Genomic DNA, 20,782 nt, shown 5'->3' with positions numbered 1-20,782 from the left:
ATACAATATTTCCAAAAGAGTCCGGCGGCTGTCAGGAGTCTGTGGTCGAGGGACTGGTCTATGAGTGGGTTGTTGAGAGCGAGTATATTTTCGGCTGAGAATCCCAGATTCGCAGCGACTTTTCGCATGGTTAGATAGATGACAAAAATCCCGATGAAGCCAGCCCAGCGCACGCTGCGCTGCCACAGGAGATTGCGTATCCCATTCCCGTGGGACAGGGTTAGATCGACGGCGATGACCAGCCCCAGTAAGACTATCGCGCTTTCTTTGGAGAGCAAGGCGAGAAAGAATCCCGCGAGGGCCAATCCGTAGTACTTTTCCGCGCCCCGGTTGTGCCACAGGATGTACAGGAGCAGGGCCGATAGAGAAAATAGACCTGTCAATAGATCTGCGCGCCCAAATGTTATGCCGGCGACGACTTCGGCATGGATGGGATGTACGGCAAATAGCAGTGCGGCCAGGATTGCGCCCCGCTTCAAGCCCAGATTCAGGCAGAGGAGATAGGCGAGGAGGCTGTTGACCATGTGCAGGATTGTATTGGTCAGGTGAAATCGGAAGGGCCAGATCCCTCCCAGGCCATCCAGCATAAAAGACAGGACTGTGAGGGGACGATATTGTCCGTTGATATTGGCTTCGCCTTCATATCCAGCCCAGTAGTGCGTGGTTAAAATGCCCCACACATCGGCTTCGCGAAGCAAGCGGTTGCGCTCGATCAGGAAGTGGTCGTCATAGACCAATCCGTTGCTCAGGCTGTTTGCGAATACCAGAAAGGCCGCCAACCCCACCGCGACAAGAGGCCAGGTTTTCCCGCGTTGATTTACAGGCATTTTTTGTACAGAATACAAAGGGCGATTGCCAGGGTGCAACCCCGGCAGTCGCCCAAAAAGTGTACAAACTATGGTCATCGCAGAAGTTGCGATAGCCGCTCGTTAGAACGTGCCGCCTATTGATATGCGCAGCGGCGAGTCGAATAGTGCCACGCCGTCAATATCCTTCAGCAGCGAATAGGACACATCTACCACGAAGGTACGCCCACCCACTGTCTGCTTGACACCAGCGCCAAAGGCAAAGGACTCGAGGTCGTAATTCCACTTATAGCCCGCGCGCACAGCTACCATGTTCTGGACCCAGAGTTCGGCTCCAAAGTGATAGCGTTGCTCGAAATCTACGGGGAATACGCTCTCGGCTGCCAGCGTCAAATAGGTCGGATCGCCTTTTTCGCCATAAACTTCGGCTGCCAGGCCCATGTTGTAGGTCAGGGGCATCAGGTAGGAGAATGCCTCTTCTCTGGATTTCTGGTCTGGTCCGAAGTTCTTGAACGACATTGCCACGCGCAGGCTTCTAAACCCGGTGTAGAAATGACTGCCCAGGTCTATGGTAAATGTGCTGGTTTTTTGCGTGTAGAGTTTTTCCTGCACATAGTTGGCTTTGGCACTGAACGAGAATTTGTCTGTGAATTTTATGGCGTAGAGCAAGCCCACCGCCATGTAGTTCACATCGACAAACTGACCCGTTCCACTCGGCTGGAAGATGGTGGTTTCTTCAATGGGTTCGACCTGCTGTGTGATCAGGCTGATACCCAGGACTTCACCCCGAGACGAGTGGGTGTTGAAGACGGCTGCCGCCGAATACAGTTCTGTGCCTGCCAGCCATTTGGTGTAGTTGGCCTGATAAGAGAATCTTTCTACATGGGTTAGCCCGGCGCCGTTCCAGAAGATGGCGTTGATATCATCGGCAATTGCCGTGTATGAATCACCCATCCCCACGGCACGAGCACCCTGTCCGATTTTCAAAAACTGCATGCCTGCGATGTTGACTTTCTTGACCCCTTCGATCGCGGTTACGCCTTCATATTCAAGCCCCAGAGCGGGACTGGCGATCAGCAGCAGGCTCAGGAACGCTGTAAGTATGAGATTTTTCTGTTTCACAATGAATACCTCCTTCGGCTACTTAATCACCACAAAAGTACCGCGCTGAATCTTGTTTTCGCTGCCCGGGGTTTCGGATACGACGACGAAGTAGTACAGTCCGGTCTGGATTTCGCCAGCCAGATTGTACGTCACCTGCCGAAACGAGGCTTCGCCCCGGTCTGGATTATCGTGCGAGACGGTATAGACTCTGTCTCCGGAAGCCGAAAAGATGTGGATTTTGCACTTTTGGGGAATCCCCACAAAGCGCAGATTTCGGCTTCTGGGATATTGGTGCTTGCCATCCACGAAATAGGGATTTGGCACCACCGTTACTTTTCGGTCGAGCTGATCGGTTTCGGTAGTGGTCGGCTGGAAGGGCCGTCTGTCATCGGCGTCGTAGGTGCGCGCAGTGGCAGGTCCCCAACCGCTTTCGTATCCACCCGTGGCATTGGCACGCGCCCTGCCCGTGGGCAGATCTCCTATCGCCATTCCACCGCCCATCCAGTCGCTATATCCGCTGTTGTAGGGTCGCACCGAGTAGTGGTATGCAAACCCGGCGGCCGTATCCAGATCTTCATACGTGTATTTCCCGCCAGAGAGCGACCACTGGCCGTTGAGGCTGGAACCGCTTTGCCCCTTCAACACGGTGTCGTGCAATTTCCAGGGACCCCATCCGAACCAGGTGGAGCGATAGACGCGGTAGCCCGCGATGTCCTGTTGTCCGGTGTAGGGATTGACCGCGCGGTCGGCGTCGTCGATCCACGAAATCTGTTGGCGGGCAAATCCGCTGGAAGTCAGGTCATCGGCAGCGATAAATGCATTCGTCGGTGCCGGTGGATGGTGGAAATTGGAGTCGTAAATAAAGTGCGCGAGTTGCAAATTCTCAAATGCCGCTTGCTCGCCCAGGGTTTTGAATTCCTGGATCTTTGTTTCTACCGGCACATCCGAACGGTCCCAGGTCAGTATATCCTGGTTCTTTATCTGAGCCGGGTGACCGGCGACATAAGCCATCACGATCTTGGCACTTTCGCCTGCCTGAAGCGTGTACGGACCATAGACTTGCGAGAAAATGTAAAATTTTCGGTCATCTACATTGCTCTCGTTCGGGTTGTCCTGGATTCCCCCTTTTAGCATGGCACCATACATCTGGGATTCGGTGTCTTTTTCCGTATAGGGATCGTCAAAGTCGTCTTTGGACCGCGCCTGCCACCACTGCGCCGAGAAGGGCTGGTCGCCCTGTGGCTGGACGTATTTGCCCATGTCCCGGCTGTTAAAGGCGTGTAGCCCCGGTGCATCGGTAAACGCGACGGGCGCCATCACGATGTGTTGCGGTGCGCGAAGTTGGCCTTCGGATGCATCAACCGCATCCGAATCGGTATGGCCCAGTCGTTTGAAATACGGGTCGCCCGTGTCGTCGTATGGCGACAATGGGTTGTCGGAATCGCGGAAAATGCTGGCTTTATACCCGGGGGCAAACGCACCCGCGTAGTTGCTCGCATCGGAATAAAAATAAATATCATCCACACCGCGACCACCCGACGTCACATAACCATCCCAGCCAAAGGCTTGCATAACGCCCATTGCTGCGGACACCCAGGAGTTTACAAACGAAAAATAGATATCGTGCTGGGTAGGCGTGCCGCCGGGATTATCTACCAGTCCATCCCCGTCGAAATCACCCGTGTTGGTGAATGTCAAATCTACGAGATAAAAATCGTCAAAGTCCGGGTGGCTCCAATTATAGACCCGCCGCGTTACCTGAATACCCTGTTTGATGTGTACCCAGCGGGTGATGATGGTTTCTTCGGGGATCGCAAGATCGACGACATAGCCACTCAGATTGTAGTTTCCAATGACCAGGGGGCTGGTTTTGGAGGGATCTAACTCGTTCCCGTAATAGCTTCCAAAATCTGTCTGTGTCACACCGGGCCAGTAATTGGACAGCCACGGTTCTGATCCACCGCCGCTCCAGCCGCCCGAAGTGGCAAGTACGTTTGAGGCATCTCCGAGTGTCCGCAGTGGGTTGGGGACGCCCCAGTGTTCTTCTTCGTTGCCTTTGGGATCATAGGGCAATGGACGAATAAAATCCCTGATCCACGGCGAAGGTCGTGGCCCGGTCAAACTGATTTGTCCGTCGGATGTCAAAATCCACAAACCATCGCCCATCGAGGTTTTGTAGTCGTTATAGACCTGGGATTTTGGTCCGCTTGTGAATTGCGACAACACCTGTCCGAAGGAACCCGGTCCCACGCCATTGTGGGGATAGGCATTTCGGTCGCCGCCGCGGTTAATTTCGGGGCTGCCTCCCTGGATGCCCATGTTGTTCCAGGAATTGGAGATCAATGCCCTGGTGTTTTCCCTGAAAGGGATTATGTTCGGGTCGAATTGCGCTGTGGCATCGGTAGCTATAATAGCTCCCACCGCGGCGCATATTGCGACCCATCCTGTAAAAATTTTAAATCGCGTCATATTGTTCCTCGCCCTCCTTAATGCCTGCCTGTGCCTGCCAAGGATTCACTGGCAGGCAGGGGTTTCGGAAAGGGTATGCGAGTGGGCTACAAGACCCACTCGCACAACCCGCTACCAGTTAAATCGCACGCCTACCTGGGTCAACCTGGGTGTGTGCGCGTAAGTGCGATCGCGCACGTCGCCGTATTGCAGGTAGGTGCTGTCGGTCGGTCGGGGTCCGTCAACCCCGTAGTAGGTATAGTCATTCCTGTTGGTCGGGCTTGTCCGGTCTTTCTGATTAAACATATTGCGTATATCCAGGAAAACCGAGGTCTGAACCCGGGATGTCATAGCAAAGGACCTTTCCAATGCCAGGTCTGTGCGAGAGTCCATAGCCAGTTCGCGGTAGGGCCGCACGCCACCTTCTGGCGGGGCATAGCGGAACAATCCTCCCGTTTCAACCCGCGTGACCAGGTTGATGCGCATATTGCGCAATACTCTGCTGACGATGGCACCGCCCCGTTCGTAATCGGCCGGGAAGGATGCCAGCATTGAGGCGGTTCCAAATTGCCGTCGATCTCCCCCGCGCGGTTTCAGGAATAGCTGGGTATAACCGCCGGTGAGCAGGTAAATGCCCTTGCCTTTGGTCGGTCCCTCGAGGGGGCGCAGGCCATCCCATTCGCCTGTGCCCAGGGTCTTGCCATAAGCCTGATTCACAGTAGCGGACTCGTATCGCCTGTTGGCCTGCCCAGCAATCAGGTCGATGTCTTCCTGCGACATCATTCTGGGTACTTCGCTGCCCGAGGAGTGGGGATCCCATTCTACCCACAAATCGGGAACCGGTACGCCGAATTCAGGATGCGTATAGGCGATGTTGACGGCAGCTTTTCTGACACCTTCCTCATCCATGTAGATGTTGCGTATCACGTTGCCGCGCTTGCCCGTGGTAAACGACGCCCACTGGTAGTTGTAGGACAAATTGAACGAGAAATTGTGGCTGAACCGCTTGCGCAATGCGAGTTCCACGCCCCGCGTATCCCCATAAGCACCGTTGTCCAGGGTGCGGGAATAGCGAATGCGACTGATATACGGGCCCTGCCAGGTTTCGTTGGGATAGTGGGTGAATTGCTCGACCTCAGAGCGATAATAAGCCGTTAGCGCCAAGGTATAGTCCGAGACAAAGTTCCAGTCTGCACCCACTTCAAATGCCGTGGTTTTGGCGGGGCGCAACAGGTGCGTCCCGTTTCGACCGCTATAAGTCGTTTCCAGGTTGTTGTAGCGCTCTGTATCGTCGATGCGGCCGTTGCCGTTGACATCTCTGTCTTCGGCTTTGCCCGCTACCCAGAAGTCTTCGCCAAAGTAGAACCACAGGTCGGCCCATTGCAGGTAAACACCCGACGAGAACCGGAACTGCGCCCGTTCGGTGATGGGATGCGAAATTCCGATGCGGGGGCTAAATACCACGTGCCAGGGTGCTTGTGTTGACCAGATCGATCCTTCCTGATAGGCGTAATCTCGCGCCAGATTGGGTCTGCGGAACATTTCGGAACCGCGGGCACTACCGTGCGTTATTCTGCGGGCATTGGGATTGAAAGCATCCATGCGCAATCCCAGGTTCACGATCATGCCCTCAAATTCCATCTTGTCCTGCACGTAAGCATTGATGGAATACGGCTTGACGCCTTCCTCTCCGAATCGACCTTCATCTGCCACAAACATCAGGTGTCGATCCGCAGGGGTGGCATTGGCGATGATCATCATCATGATGTCCCGGCGCATAAATTCAATACCGCCCTTGAGCAGGTGGCCCTTTGTAACCTGAGAGGTCATATCTACCTTCAGGCCCAGGCGGTTGCGGTCGGCCACTTTCCAGCGGGCGGCTGTTCGCCCGGTGTTAAACCAGTTGGCTTCGCCCCTGTTGTTGACCGATGTTGCGTGATATACGCCGCTGGTATCTGTTAATGAGCGGCTGCGCGAGATGCGCACTTCGTAAAATGTTTTGGGCGAGAGTGTGTGGGTTACAACCAGATATTGCATTTCTTCGCTTTCCATGCGTTTTCCAGCCCCCGACCAATCTGGGGGCAAAAACAGATCCCGACCACCGTTGCCCAGACCCCGATGCACGCCTGGAAGCGAATCTGCCGTGCGGATATAGGGATCGGCCACGCCGTCTGACCAGTATTCGTATCCCTGGTAAAGCCCGCCTAATTTGAGCTTCAAATTTGGGCTTGGCCTGAAGGTGAAGCTGCCGGAAAGCGTCAGGTTGTCCGGTCCCGTGGGGATAAATCTGTTGAGGTCGTTGTAAAATCCCGTCTGCTTGGATCCCGGATAGCGATTGGCTAAACGGCCGTGTTTTGCCGTGGCGACAAAGGAGACATTGGTGCCAATGGGACCCGAGAGATTTGCCTCTGCATCCCAACCGCTGACCTCTGTGTAGTCCTCCCGGATATGCAGGGGTTCGCCGGCTAATTCTGTCAGTGTCTGGTTGTTCAAACCCAGATCGGGGCGCCGTTCCGTCAGCCAGTTGGGATTGTCCCACTGCATTTTGTCCTGATGTTGTGGGGCGTCATAGACATTCATACCCCAGTGCTTTTTTCCGGCAGGCTCATAGCGAAATTCGCCCCAGCCATTGTACTGATTGCCGCCGTCTTTGGTCACGATTTGCACCACACCGGCCTGGGCGTTGCCAAATTCGGCGGGTGTCACACCGGTGAGTACGGACAACTCTTGAATTGCCCCGCGGTTCACGGTTCGGAACTGCCCGCCAGCACCGCGGCCATCGTTGTAGTTTATCCGTATGCCATCGACCATATAAGCCACGTCACTGCCCCATACAACATCGCTGTAACCAGGGTCAGCAGGCCGCCTGCGAGGGCCAATATCGCGCCCCGTGCTGTGGGTTTTCGGAAGAGCATGCCGAACATTAGCGGTATTGCTATGGGGGATAGGAGTGCGCCAAATATTTGGACGGTTGCGGTGAATACTTTTTCTGCGCCTTTGCTTTCGGCGATGATAACGCCTGTGATAATGATGGCTATTCCAAATATCAATGTGACGATTTTGCCTGCGCGGAAGAGTGATTGCTGCGTCCATGCGCGCTTGATATTGCGCTGATAGATGTCTTTTGTGAATACGGCGGCGAGGGCGTTGAGGTCGCTGTCGATCATGGACATGGTGGCGGCGAACATGGAACAGATCAATAGGCCGATCAATCCGGGCATGAGTTCGGAGAGTACGCGCTGGGCCATCAATACGTAGGTTTGCTGGAGGTCAAAGCCGGGCAGGGGCGCGAGTGTTACGGGGTCGAAGTATTCGGTGAGTATTAATGGCGCAGCCCAGGCGGGCAGGAAGATGACGATGGGGTATAGCAGGTAGAGGAATCCCGAGAGGAGCGCGGCTTTTTGGGTGTCCCGTGGGTCGGATACAGATATGAATCGCTGCGCCAATCCCCAGGTGGCACCGTTATAGCTGAAGATGACGACGATGAGATAGACCAGCCAAAAGTCTATGCCAATGCCGGCTTCTGCGTTGAAGAATGCGCCGCGTTCGGCGGGTAGCTGTTCCCACAGGGGGTTCCATCCTCCGATGTTGTCGAGTACGAGATAGAGTACGATTGAGCTGATGACGAGCTGGACGACAAATTGGATCAGGTCGGTTAATACTGCTGCCCACAGTCCGCCTATGAGGACGTAGGCTACGGTGATTATGCCTGCGACCAGTACGACGGGTAATACGGCCCAGCCTGTGACGGTTTGTACGACGACGGAGATTGCGTAGAGTTTGATGCCGAGGTCTATGAATTTGACGCCGATGCCAGAGAGTGCCACCAGAAAGCGCACGGAGTTGCCGTATCGCGCTTCGAGATATTCTACGGGTGTGAGTACTTTGAGGCGGGACCAGCGCGGTGCCCAGACGAGGCAGCCGATCATCATGGCTATAAAACACGATAGGGAGAATAGCGTCCACATGCTGAATCCGGCGGTTGCTGCCCGTCCCGCAAAGCCCACGAAGACGACAGCGCTGTATCCAGAGACGTGGTGGGATATGGCGGCCATCCACCAGGGCAGGTTGTGGCCGGCGGCGAAGTACGCATCCACGTCCTGAGATTTTCGTTTGGCAATCCCACCCACCCAGGCCATGAGCAGGGCGTAGAGGAGGATGACGATAAAGTCTGTGGGTGATAGCATGTTTCAAGTCCATTCTACGAATCGGCGAATCAACGAATCAACGAACCCCGCCCATCCTCCCAAAATCAGTGGTATTGTCATTCGTCTATTCGTCTATTCGTCCAGTCCCGCGATTAGTTCTTCCGAGGTCAGAGAATAGTGTCCGAACATCTCCAGGAAGAGTACGGCGCCCCGCGTCTGTCCGAGGGTTTCGTGCGTTTCAAAAGATTCCATTCCCGTGGTGCAGTCCCGAAGGAGGATGATTTCATACCCGCGGCGGCCCATTGCGAGGGTTCCGTAGTCTCTCATCAAGATGCAGGCGTTGGTGTTGAAGCCGAGATAGAAGAGGAAGAGTATGCCCTGTTGTTTGCACCAGCGGTGGAGTTCTTCGCCTGTGGAGATGACGGCTTCTTTGCCTTCGACCTGTACGAGGGGGTGCATTGCGAGTCTGGCGCGGGTTTCAGTGAGTTCCTCTTCGCGCGGTTCTATGGGGCGCGCATAGTGTTCATATATTCCCGTTTTGCTGCGAAATTCGGTGGGGGGCCAGTTGTTTTTGGCGTTGGTGGATGTTTTTCCCTTTTCGATCAGGTTCACCCAGGATGGATGCGCTTCAGCCAGGCGAGGCGCCGGGGCGTGAACGATGGGCATTTCCGCTTTTCGACAGGCGCATAGGAGGGGGACTATTTTGTTGCGTACGATTTCCTCGGACCGGGCTGCGGTGTCTTTCAGGTAGTGATGTGACCACACATCGACGAGTACGAGTGCGGTTTGCGCGAGTGGGATTTTCCAGTTGAGGCGGGCATAGCTCGTGTTCTTTTCGATCCAGACGACGCCTTTGTCAACGTGCCAGCGGTAGTAGCGAGGGGCGATGGTGATTTTGTTTTTCATGTGTTCTCCTTTAATCGATGCGTCTGGTTTCTCCACGGCTAATGGTGTGCGTTCTGTCTTCCCCTGCGATTTTTACTTTTGCATGTTCGGAACTGGAGACGTAAAGTGCCCCGTCGGATATGGCGTCTATTCGCGCGTCGCCTTCTATGTTCAGCCTTTGGGTCGCGCGGAATAGGCAGGCTGATTCGCCGCCGATGGGGGTGCGGTAGCTTGCGCGGTTTCCATGCGTTTCGAGGACGGTGCCGGGGAAGATGGGGAGTTGTTCGGTTTTGTTTGTGGTGAAAGTGCATATTTGTTGCGCGGTGCCGAAGTTTGCGGCGGCGAGATATCCTTGGGCTATGAGGCCAACGCCGTCTTCTGATGCGGTCAGAATTTCGAAGGGGGTGTCGGGTGTGTCAGCAGCGATTTGTTCGGGGATTAGCAGGGCGGTGAGACGGCCCGCTTCTTCGCCTGCTCGAAGGGGTTTTTCACCCGATAGTCGGGATAGTGTGAGGTCGTCGGCTATGGCGCGGTAGGGGTTGAAATAGTGCCGGTTGTGATAGATTGTGTCGCCATTTCCAGTAAAGTGTATGCCCAGGCGGTTGTCTATGTTGAGATAGGGGGGGTGGCCCAGGTTGTCGATTATATCATCGGATTCCGATTCGCCGTGCCAGCCCGCGTATCGGGTTTCGCCATCGGGGTGATATAGTACGCGCTCTCCGCGGCAGTTGGGGGCCAGGTGTGAGAAGTGTTCGTTGGTGATGCGCAAGAATCCCTGGTTGAGTTCTTCCAGTACGAGGTCTTCCCGGGCAGTGAATGTTTCAAAGGACAAGATGCGGCCATCTGGCAAGCTGGCAAAGAGTACGTGCTGCCGCAGGGATTCCTGGCAGCGGTCTATTACGAGGGCGGCGGCAAAGCTGTCGTCGTATTCGGCTACGCGCACGGTTTTGAGGCGATGGCTGTCGGGTCTGTTTTGTACGACGGGCGTGCCGAGCCATGTGTCTGAACAGGGGGCGATGGTGTAGATGCCCTCTCGCGTGAGGGGCAGGGCCATGATGGAGTTGCGCCAGGCAAATGAATTTTGTCCTCGCGGGTGTCTGTGGTGTACAAATCCTCCATGGGGAAAGTGTCGCACGCCCGAGAGGCGCGATTCCATTTCTGCAGTGGGAGATGGCGGTGGGCCTGGCCCAAGGAGGCGATGGAGGAGGTACAGGCCAGCGGCGCCCGAGATGGAGACTTCGCGCATGATCATGGGGTCTTGCTGGTCGTGTGCTTGCTGGGCGAGGTCCTGGTCGTACATTCGTCCCCCATTTCCGCGCTGGCGGCACTCGGCGTGTTCCAGCCCCAGGCGTTCCAGGGCTGCGGCGTCCGGGTCGTCGAAATATACGGCGGCAATGGCGTGTGCGGCTATGGTTGCGAATATGTTTAGATAATGCCAGTCCATGCCCTGTACGGCCTGGGCATATCCGCCGCCGTCGGTGAGTGCTTTCAGGTTTTCGTACACGCGCCGTTTGTTCCAGAAGAGTTCTGGGGGTAGTTCGCGTCCCCAGAGTTGGTACAGGCAGCCCACACTCATAAGGGGAGAGAGGCCCGATGCCGTGTAGCTGGGGTGGACCATGCCGTGGTTTTCCGCGAGGTAATCGGGGAGTGCTGTGAAGATTTTTCCGGTCAGGATTCGCGCGGTTTTGTCACCTACGATGCCGAGGTCTTTGGCGTCTTGCGGCGCAGCGCATGTGGAGAACATCCATCTGCGGGCGGTTGCTTCCCAGGTTGCGGCGTCCGCGTGTTCGGATAAGAAGAGGAAGCAAGAGGTGAGCCCGTGGGAGGTCCAGGCATTTTCTTCCATTTGGGTGTCTGTATAGACGCCGCTTTTGGGCGCCATGTCGCCGAATCGCGCGGCGTAGTCTTCGTGTACGCGGGCGACCATCATACAGGTTTCTCGGTCGATCCATTTTCGCAGTAGCAAGCAGATGCGCGCCAGGCCAGCGACGGTGCTGCCGCACTGGCTTTCGCGGAAGAAGCCTTTGCCCCGTTCGCCCCATTTGGTGCCGCAGTTTTCCGGACGGCCCAGTCCTTCTGAGGGACGCACGCAGTCTGCGGGACCGGAGTCGTGTGTGTAACACAGGTAGCGCACGCCTTTTATCGCCATTTCCCGCAGGGTGTCGCGGGATACGCCCGTGGATGTTTCGTCGTATTCTGGAGAGGTGCTGGCGTAGGCAAAGGTTTCGGCACAGCTGATGGTTTCGATTCCGTACCAGTGACATCCGCCGAAGAAATGTCCGCAGTTGGGGCGGTCGGGCCAGTCGGCAAAGTACGCGATGCCGGTTGGAATCCACTGTTCGATCATTCGAAGATAACGGCGACTCATTTCGTTTTCAGTGTCGGGAAGGTGCGGATGCTGCAGGTCTGTGGTGTCGGTCATGTGTGCCATTTTGTTCTCCTTTTGGCGTCAAGTCCATTCATAATCAACGGTTGCGCGCACGGTTTCGATTTCGTCATTGGCGATGCGAAGGTGTACGGCGTTTTGTATTTCGCACGGGTCGCCTGTGGAAATATTATAAACAAAGCCTTTTTGGTAATTTTCACGGGATGCGAGTCCCCGGATGAAGGAGGTGTCGCCCACTTCTACGCGTATTTTGTTTTTTCCTGAAGATACGATGTTGGAGATGGTGTAACAGGCGTCCCGGATGCCGTCGTTTGAGATGCGAAGTTGTGTGCCGATGAGGCGTTTGTCTGCGGGGAGAGGGCCTTCTATTTCGATCCAGGCGGGTCCAGTTTCTTCGCGGTGAAAGTCCGTTACGGTGCCGCAGTGAGTTGGGGTGTTGATTCGCAGGGTTCCAGAGGTGGTGTTTACCTGCGTTCCGCCCAACAGAAAGATGGATGTTTGTCCGTTGTTCCGGGATATGATTGCAAATCGTCCCGCGGCTGCGATGCCTTCTCCCAGGTCAAATACGCGGTTCGGGTCGTCCGATGACAGGATGTAATCTGTCCGGCCTGTATGGGTTGTTATTTTTACAGCCGCTGCTGCTATGTCGCGTTCTTCCAGTCCGAGGTCGATGCGGGTGGCGTCTGCTATATGAGGCTGACCCTCGCGATAAGGCTCTATGATGGAGGCAAAGAGGCTTTTTTGGTCTGCACTGGCGTTGCGTAATAGTACGTAGCGGATGCGCCGGGGGTTGCCGGGTTTGTTTTGGGGGGGATCGCCCCATGCAAGGGCCGCGTTTTCTGCGTTGGATAATACGCGGTAGCGGAGGTGCAGGGGGGTGTCACCGTGCCGGGTTTTCCAGGTATCTGCGAGTTTCCAGTCTGCCCACCATCCAGCCGCGGGTTTCTCGGCGCGGTGAACGCCGTAGAGGTAGGCAAAGCCGCTGCCGCGGTAGCGTCCGTCATTGGGTCCGTCGTAGTGGGTTCCAAAGGGGATGGTTTCGCCAGCGTACGTTCCTTCTTCTTGTGGGATGAGGTCAATGCCCCGGGTGCTTACGTTGCCTTCTCCGGCGTGGAAGCTCATGATGTGGTCGTTTCCGCCATCTACGCGGAAGAAGTCAATGAGGTAAGATTCCGTGGGCGATACGTCGATCATTGCGAGGGTGCGCCGATAGTCGCGTGTGTTGGGATAGATTTCGGGAGATGCGATTTCGACGACGCCTATGCCCTGCGAGGTGGCAAAATATTGGCAGTGTCCTATCCAGTTCACTTCTTGTTGCTGCTGGTTCACCATTACGGTGTTGTGTGAGATGGTGTTTGTTGTCCAGCCCGCCCGTTTGGGCCATTTGCTGTCGGCGTATTCGGGATATCCCAGGTCGGGCAATACGTCCATTCCGCGGTAGTACATTCCAAAGTTCAACCGGTCTTTGTGGCCGTGTCCGCCGTTGCGTCCGTAATACAGCCATGCCGCCCGCTGGTCGTGTCCCTCGCCATGCCGAAATACGGTCAGTCCATATCCGTTCAGGTTTTCGCTTTGTAGCTCTATTTCGCCTCGTTGTTTTACGATTTCGAGGACGGTTTTTTGGATTGCTTCGGGGTCGGCGTCGAAGATGGAGGTGTGCAGTCCGTCGGTGCTGTTTCCGTTCAGTTTGTACGCGAGGCGCGCGAGGTCGGGGTCGCCAAGCCGGGCATAAGCGCTGATGATTGTTTGGAGTTCTACGCGTACCATGCCTTCACTTCCGGTGTTGCCGGTGTCGCCGATGTGAGGGGTGTAGCGGTCCAGTGCGGTGAGGCGATAGGGCGCGCTGTACATGCGTTTGAGGCGGGGATAGTCGCGGTATAGGTCGAAGTCCCGATATTTGCGACACCGGTCCAGTATCCAGGCACAGCGGGCAAATGCGTTCATCCAGCCGAAACAATAGCCGGGTGCTGCTTCGTTGCCGACGCCGTCTCGATCCACTTCTCCGATTAAGGTTGCCGGGATGTGTCCCCCACCAGTGCCCCGGGACTTTCCGGGTTCAAAGAGCCAGTCCAGTGCTTTGGGCGTTTCTCGTGGGTCGTCCAGTACTGCTGCGGCTGTGGCCATGGCAGTTTGGGTCATGCCTTCGTTGCCGCGGATGCGCCGGTCTCGACAGGAGCGTATGAATTCTCGGAGGAGTCCGTGTTTGATGTTTTCGCGGATGTGGGCGATGCTCGATTTGGGCTGTGCGATCTGCCATTTTTCCGCTTGTGCGGATAGGAATCGGACGAGTTCATTGTCGTCTTCTATTCCTTCGGAGATCATGTCGTAGGATAGGGATAGGGTCTCGGCCATGCCGTTTTCCCATATACAGCCTGTGATGCGGCCCATGCCCGTGCTGCCGTGGGAGTTGTAGAGGCCCAGGTCCGAGTAGGGGGTTAAGTCCATGTCGGGATAGACGTCTGCGATGCGGTCCAGGATGATGGCGCCTTTGTGGGCATAGGTGGTGTCTCCGGTGTAGAGATACGCTTTGCCCAGGGCGAGAGCGGCTGCTGGTAGTTCCTTCCATGTGCAATAATGGCTGTAGTAGGCGATGAACCACCAGCGGTTTCCCGATTCGTCGATCCAGCCCATGCCGTCATCTACTGCATAGTGTGGGGCATTGGCGTTTTCGGCGTTGTATAGCAGGGTTTCATCGGCGAGTTTGCGGTCGAAGATTCCACCGGATCCCAGACCGCTTTTGTAAAATGCCTCGAAGTTGTTTTTGGGCCAGATTTCTCCGCACGACGGACATTCGAGTTTATAGGGGCGTTGCAGAGATACTTTCCAGGGGTAGTTTCCGAATGCATAGACGTCTCGGCCACATTCGGGACAGCCGAGGTCGGGGTTGACGTGGATGCCGCGGGGGATGGATTGTCCGGTGATCAGGTCCCAAATTTCTCCATCGCTTCGCGCAATCCAGGGGGCGCATGTTTCGATTGTGGCATCTCGCTCAGCTTTTGCCCAGGCGTAGCACTGGATGTTGCGTCGGGCATTGCTTATTTCTTCGGGTGTGTATAGTCCCATTGCGATGCTCCTTATGGCGTTTTAAAGGCTTGCACGAAGATCAAGAAGTCGCCAAATCCCACTTTGCCGTCCAGATCCAGGTCAAAGGGGGCGAATACGGTCGCGTATTCGCCTACGATTTTTCCGTAGGCGTTGGCGAATAGGAGAAAGTCTCCAAAATCTATTTTTCCATTGCTGTCAAAGTCTGCGCTGCGGGAGGTGCTGGCTTTGAGAAAGAGCCGCCGGACAGTTCTAAAAATTTCGTCGTCGGGTGCTTTGGGCAGGGCGTAGGTTACGACGCCTTCGCAAAAGCCTCGTCGCCTTTGCACCAGTGCCATTTTTATTTTTTCGCGGATGCGTTCGGCTGTACCGGGGTCGCCGTTCCGTTTTACAAATTGGTATCGGGTTGCCGCTATCATGACGATGAGTGGGATGTGGTATCTGTCCGTGCCCTTGTAGGCAGGTTCAAAGTTTACGGTCCAGTGCCCATTAACTGTTTGTTGCCAGTTTTCTTCTGGTACGAGGCCCTGTACAACGGGTTCCTGTATTTCTACGATTACGGGAAAGTTGGATACGCGCTTGCGGTCATATACGCGAATGGTCAGGGTTATATGTGTTTTCTGGTGCACCAGTGGGGCGAGGTTGATTTCTTCTGTTTGCCATGTTTTTTCGCCGCCAGCTACGTCTTCTTCCCACACGACCTGGCTATCTATGAGCAGTTGTTTGAAATGGTAGCCCGCTGTTGGTCCCTCATAGCTGTCTTGTTGCGTCAATCGAAGCGTGTGGTGTTCGGCGTTGGGCAGTACGCGAAATCGCCTTTGGAGGCTTGCAGCTTCGCCTATTGCCGAGCGGGTGCGTTCGGGATAGGAGAATTGCCATCTTGCGGGTGTGTCTCTCTGGTCGTTGAGCAATTGCCAGGCCCGTTGTACGGTTTGTGCGGTTTTGGGATAGGCGGCGACTACGCCGTCAATTGCACTCCCGTAGTTTACGACAAATGCCCGGTCCATTTCGGGGTAATACATCAGGGGCCAGAATTCCATGTCGGGGTTGATGGCCCGCGCCGTTTGGCGCATGGTGGATACATAGGCGGGGGTATATACGTTTCGGTTGGCCCAGAAGTCGTCGATTACAAATGCTTTCAAGTTGGGATGGGCGAGTGATAATAGCGCGATTTCTTCTGCCCAGCGTATGTAATTTAGACGAAATGGTTCGGAGTATCGCGTGCCGTATATCGGCGGGCTTTCCGAGGGTGGTACGAGATAGACCCAGGTATCGATGCCCGCGTTTTGCGCTGCGGGCAAAAATAGTTTCAGGTCTTCCCAATCAGTTTCTCTGTGCCAGATGAGAAAGAAGTAGGTGTTGACGCGGAGTTCAGTCAAGCGGCGTATGAGTACGGGTATATCTACGCGGTCATCGCTTCCTCTTACTTCCGCGTTGTAATCGGCGATTACAGGCGGCGGATTCGCATGCAGGAGTCTCGCGGTGAGTATCAATAGTATGAAGACCAGAAATTTCAATTTGTGAGTCATTTAAAAATGTCTTTGCGATAAATTTTTATGGCTTATCGCCGCTATATGTGACTATATTAGGCAAAGTTAGTTAAGAAAAAGTAAGTCGTCAAAGGCCTGAAAAGCAACACAAAATGAATTAGCATAATATATTCTGTGACCGAATTGGAGCAATAATGGGCAAACTTATAGCTTTTGGTTGGTATGGGGGCAAGTTCAGCCATCTCGATTGGTTGCTTCCATTGCTACCTGAAGCTCAGCATTTCTGTGAGCCGTTTGGTGGTTCGGCGGCAGTTCTGCTGAACCGAAGGCCATCGCCTGTTGAAACCTATAATGACATTGATGGCGAGGTCGCCAACTTCTTCCGAGTGCTGAGGGATCGTAAGAACAAGTTGGTAGAGGCAATTGGTCTGACACCATTTTCCCGTGAAGAGTTTGAAAGTGCGATTAATGAGTTGGCTCACGACGTATCAGATGTAGAGAGGGCAAGACGTTTTTATATTCGCGCCAGGCAAGTCCGCACTGGCTTGGCGCAGAAGGCCAGCGCAGGTAGATGGGCGCACTGCCGCCTGACGAGCCGCGCAGGTATGGCAGGGGCTGTCTCTCGATGGCTTGGTGCTGTTGAAGATCTTCCCCTTATCGCACAGAGGCTTCTTCGCGTTCAGATAGAGAATGACAAAGCAACCAACGTGATCAAGCGTTATGACAGCGAAGACACCTTGTTCTATTGTGATCCACCTTATCCTCATGATTCTCGTGGCGACATCAATGCCTACGGCTACGAAATGACGGACGATGAACACAGAGAGTTGGCTGAAGTGCTCCATAAGGTAAATGGCAGAGTTGCCCTATCCAGCTATCGCTCCAAATTGATGGACGAACTCTATGGGGATTGGCGTTGTATAGAAGCCCCTGCAAAGGTCGTTCATTCTGTGAAAACCTTCAGACAAGAACTCCTCTGGATAAACTACGAACCCGATAGTGTGGAGAGTCCATGCCCAGTCCACCAAGAATCCTTTCTATAGCTTTTCAGCATGCATCCGAAGGTCTTGACCAGTCTCTCATAGACGATGTCGGGATAGCGAACAGCATAGAGTATATTTGCAGGAATGTACAGAACAGGGCTGGCACTCGACTATTGATGGCTTCATTACTCGCCAAAATTCATCGCCCGGAGGTGGATATATGCAAGCCTTACACTGAAATTGGAGATGACGACACCTACTCAGGAAGGACCTACGACGAATCCTATGTATCCGCATTCATCAACCAGCATGATCTTCCCTGTAACTCAACCACCGCATTTCTAACGCCTGCGTTCAGAAATAGGAATATTGTGTTGACGCCGGATGTGAACCTTGTGGGACGACCTCCGAAATTATATCAGACAGTCCTGCAGCTCCTCAACCATGTATATATGGGTAGAGTTTCACCAGATGATTTGCTGGCAGAAACTGTAAGACATCTTCTTATAGTTAGAAATGAAAGGCAGCAACAAATCACGTCATTGCGTGCAGACTTGAAAACCTCAGAAGAATCCGTTCCTCTTTCATCTGAGGCTATCGTTTCCCTCATCCAACAACATCTCGCCTCTCCTCGTTCAAGTCGGCTGCCAGTACTGGTTGTCGCGGCGGCCTACCAATGCGCTTCCGATCACTTGAAGGAACGAGTGCTTCCACTCGAATCTCACACATCCGCCGACGAACAGACCGGAGCAATTGGGGACGTACAGATTACTTTGATTGGTGACGACGCTGTGGCCACGGCGTATGAAATGAAAACAAGGCTCGTGACGCAGGAGGATATTGATCGCGCTCTTCAAAAGCTCGGCACCAGTGGTCTAAGAATAGACAATTATATTTTTATTACCACGGACGAGATTGACCAGAGAGTTCAAGAATATGCCAAAAGTATATACGATGAGACTGGCGGTATTGAGGTAGTTATTCTGGATTGTATAGGCTTCTTGCGTCATTTCCTACACCTGTTTCACAGGATTCGTACAAATTATCTCGAAGCCTATCAAAACCTCGTTCTTGATGAGCCGCATAGTGCCGTCAGTCAATCCCTGAAAGTGGCGTTCTTGGCTTTGCGCCGGGCGGCTGAGAGCGGTGAATAATTCGATATTTTGAGTAAGTGGTCAGTAAAAATCTGAGCTTGTTTTAAGTGAGCATTTGACGATATCGCAGAGCATTTCCTCGAAAACACTATGGCCCTTCCCGAATCCCTGTCTCCCACATCTGAAGATGCCCAACGAAGAGCGGCGCGCATTACGCCTCGCAGTGTCGCGTTGGGGCTTCTGATTTCTTGTCTGGCGAGTGCATGGGTGACGTATTCCCGCACGGCTGCAAATACTTCCGCGGTTAATATTACCCATCTTCCCGTTTCTATTTTCGCTATTTTTCTGTGCGTTTTTATTGTCAATACGCTTTTGAAGATTCGGTTCGACAAACAGGGTCTGGCTTCTCGAGAATTGGCTGTTATTTTCGCGATGGGCCTGATTGGGGCGATTATTCCCGCGCGTGGGTTGACCGGTGTCTGGCTGGGGCTAATGGCCGCGCCGCATTATCTGGCTACGCCGGAGAACGGGTGGATTGACAATGTTCAGCCCTTTCTTCCGCCGTATCTCTTTCCTTCCAATGATCACCAGCAGACGACGTTTTTGTACGAGGGGCTGCCATCTGGGGTGTCCATTCCGTGGGAGGTCTGGGTTGGTCCGATTTTCTGGTGGGTTACGCTGATTCTGGCGGGGTTTGTGGTGTGTTTTTGTATTGTGGTTATTCTTCGCAAGCAGTGGGTTGAGAGCGAGCGTCTGGATTATCCCTTGCTCGCACCTGTTCTCGAAATGGTTGCCGAGACTCGCGATTCTTTGGGGCGAAGTGGCTGGCCAATTCTGTTTCGGGGGTATCTTTTTTGGATTGGTTTTGGGCTGGCGTTTGGGATTATCGGGTGGAATATTGTTACTTATTTTTATACGACGGTTCCCCGCATTAGCATGAGTCCGAATGGCGGGCTTTTTTATTTTGCGCGCCTTTTTCCGCCGCTGTTGACGCATCTTAATACTTATACGATTGGTTTCGGATATTTTGTCAATCTGGAGATCCTTTTTTCGATCTGGTTTTTCCATTTTTTGCTGATGGGCGAGATTGCGCTTATTCGGAAGACGGGTTTTCAGTTTGGGCGCATGCACCAGAAGGGCGGCGGATGGGGCGACCCCCTGGTGCAGTGGCAGTGTATGGGCGCGCTTTTTGTGTTTGTGGGCTGGGGGCTGTGGACTGCGCGGCGGCACTTGAAGGCGGTTTTCAGGAAGGCGTGGAATAATGATCCCGATGTGGATGATGCGGGTGAGCTTCTTTCCTACCGCACGGCTGTGATTGGCCTGATTGTCGGTGTGGCCTATATCATAGCCTATCTTTTGAAGGCGGGGGTTGCGCCGGGGCTTTTGATGATTACGATACCGGCGGCGATTGTTATTTATATCGCGCTTGCCCGTTTTGTGTGTGAGTCGGGTACGCTGTATCTGGGTATTCCCACGACGCCTCTGGATATGGGTTTTCAACTGATCGGTACGGTTACGATTGATCCGAGGACGATTGCCGTGGGTTCTACGGCTCATGCGTTGCGCTGGATGCTGTTTATGCCGGCTCTGTCGCAGAATGCCAAAGTTTTTGATCGCGTGCCGGGCAATAAGCGCGCGCTTTTCTGGGTGTTGCTTTTGGGGTTGGTCGGCGCGCTGGTGGTCAATATTTCGATGGTGCTCTATCTGGGCTATACACACGGGGCGTACAATTTTACGGAGTATCCGTTTACCCGGTACGCGCCCCGGCTGTACGATGCGATTGTCACGAAGATCAAATCGCCCGAGCCGGCTTCATGGGAGCGGATGGTGCTGTTCGGTTTTGGGGGCCTCATTTTTGCGGTTCTCACGGCGCTTCGGTATCGCCTGCCCTGGTGGCCCATCCATCCCGTGGGTTTTATTATTACGACGACGAGTATTCTCCACGAGATTACGTCGCTTATTATTGTCTGGCTGTTCAAAGCCATTGTGATTCGGGTGGGCGGTGTGTCTCTTTATGAAAAATACCGTCCGCTCTTTTTCGGGATTATTGCAGGCAGGGCGACAGGGGTGCTGGTTTCGTTTGTTGTCGATTTGATCTGGTTTCCCGGGGGTGGGCACGGGGTACACGGTTGGGCGTGAGGGGAAGTGTGAAGGAAGAAGTGGGAAGTGAGAACACCCGTCATCGCGGCATGGTTTTAGCCGCGATCCAGATTGGATAGTCATCTCTATTGCATCACTAAAAGTTGAATGTGAGTGCGGCGCGAAGCCCTTTGCTGGATGTGGGTGCAAGGCTCAGGTTGAGGCGTTGGGGTGACACTTCGACCCATTTATCAGATTTTGTTATTGAGCCAATCAGTGTAGGGATAACTACAAGTGGGGGTACGTATATCGCAGTG

General features: G+C 54.2%; 12 protein-coding genes. 3 read left to right on the top strand and 9 right to left on the bottom strand.

What is annotated here, in order from left to right; translation table 11 throughout:
* From OXG87_16440 to OXG87_16400, 9 genes are all read right to left on the bottom strand, one after another.
* On the bottom strand, window positions 1-827 hold an 827-nt coding region (locus OXG87_16440; protein ID MCY3871140.1), incomplete at its 3' end, for a hypothetical protein.
* A 102-nt stretch (window positions 828-929) separates the two neighbouring features.
* Window positions 930-1,928, bottom strand: a complete 999-nt coding sequence (locus tag OXG87_16435) for a PorV/PorQ family protein (protein MCY3871139.1) — start codon at window positions 1,926-1,928, stop codon at window positions 930-932.
* A gap of 18 nt (window positions 1,929-1,946) precedes the next feature.
* The gene (locus tag OXG87_16430) at window positions 1,947-4,379 is read right to left on the bottom strand and encodes a hypothetical protein (protein ID MCY3871138.1); all 2,433 of its coding nucleotides are present in this window, start codon (window positions 4,377-4,379) and stop codon (window positions 1,947-1,949) included.
* Window positions 4,380-4,490: 111 nt separating this feature from the next.
* On the bottom strand, window positions 4,491-7,178 hold the full coding sequence (locus OXG87_16425) for a hypothetical protein (protein ID MCY3871137.1): 2,688 nt from the start codon (window positions 7,176-7,178) through the stop codon (window positions 4,491-4,493).
* Window positions 7,148-8,545 carry a sodium/solute symporter gene (locus OXG87_16420; GenBank protein ID MCY3871136.1) on the bottom strand — a complete coding sequence of 466 codons (1,398 nt, stop codon included), beginning with the start codon at window positions 8,543-8,545 and terminating at the stop codon, window positions 7,148-7,150. The genes OXG87_16425 and OXG87_16420 overlap by 31 nt, the downstream gene beginning before the upstream one ends.
* A gap of 93 nt (window positions 8,546-8,638) precedes the next feature.
* Window positions 8,639-9,412 (bottom strand): isochorismatase family protein, encoded by a 774-nt coding sequence (locus tag OXG87_16415; GenBank protein ID MCY3871135.1) that lies wholly within the window; start codon window positions 9,410-9,412, stop codon window positions 8,639-8,641.
* A gap of 10 nt (window positions 9,413-9,422) precedes the next feature.
* Window positions 9,423-11,822, bottom strand: a complete 2,400-nt coding sequence (locus OXG87_16410) for a hypothetical protein (protein ID MCY3871134.1) — start codon at window positions 11,820-11,822, stop codon at window positions 9,423-9,425.
* Window positions 11,823-11,840: 18 nt separating this feature from the next.
* Window positions 11,841-14,840, bottom strand: a complete 3,000-nt coding sequence (locus OXG87_16405; protein ID MCY3871133.1) for a heparinase II/III family protein — start codon at window positions 14,838-14,840, stop codon at window positions 11,841-11,843.
* 11 nt (window positions 14,841-14,851) lie between these two features.
* The gene (locus OXG87_16400; protein ID MCY3871132.1) at window positions 14,852-16,348 is read right to left on the bottom strand and encodes a hypothetical protein; all 1,497 of its coding nucleotides are present in this window, start codon (window positions 16,346-16,348) and stop codon (window positions 14,852-14,854) included.
* 155 nt (window positions 16,349-16,503) lie between these two features.
* On the opposite strand from OXG87_16400, the gene OXG87_16395 reads away from it, so the two are divergent.
* The 3 genes from OXG87_16395 to OXG87_16385 all read left to right on the top strand — a co-directional run bounded on the left by OXG87_16395 (window position 16,504) and on the right by OXG87_16385 (window position 20,525).
* Window positions 16,504-17,352 carry a DNA adenine methylase gene (locus OXG87_16395; GenBank protein ID MCY3871131.1) on the top strand — a complete coding sequence of 283 codons (849 nt, stop codon included), beginning with the start codon at window positions 16,504-16,506 and terminating at the stop codon, window positions 17,350-17,352.
* A complete protein-coding gene (locus tag OXG87_16390; protein ID MCY3871130.1) occupies window positions 17,322-18,446 on the top strand; it encodes a DNA methyltransferase in 1,125 nt (374 codons plus the stop codon). The genes OXG87_16395 and OXG87_16390 overlap by 31 nt, the downstream gene beginning before the upstream one ends.
* 90 nt (window positions 18,447-18,536) lie before the next feature.
* Window positions 18,537-20,525, top strand: coding sequence for a hypothetical protein (locus OXG87_16385; GenBank protein MCY3871129.1), 1,989 nt, complete (start codon window positions 18,537-18,539; stop codon window positions 20,523-20,525).
* Window positions 20,526-20,782: the final 257 nt, after the last annotated feature.

The sequence above is a fragment of the Gemmatimonadota bacterium genome (assembly GCA_026706845.1).
Taxonomy (GTDB): domain Bacteria; phylum Latescibacterota; class UBA2968; order UBA2968; family UBA2968; genus VXRD01.
This window is presented reverse-complemented; position numbering and strand designations above follow the sequence as displayed.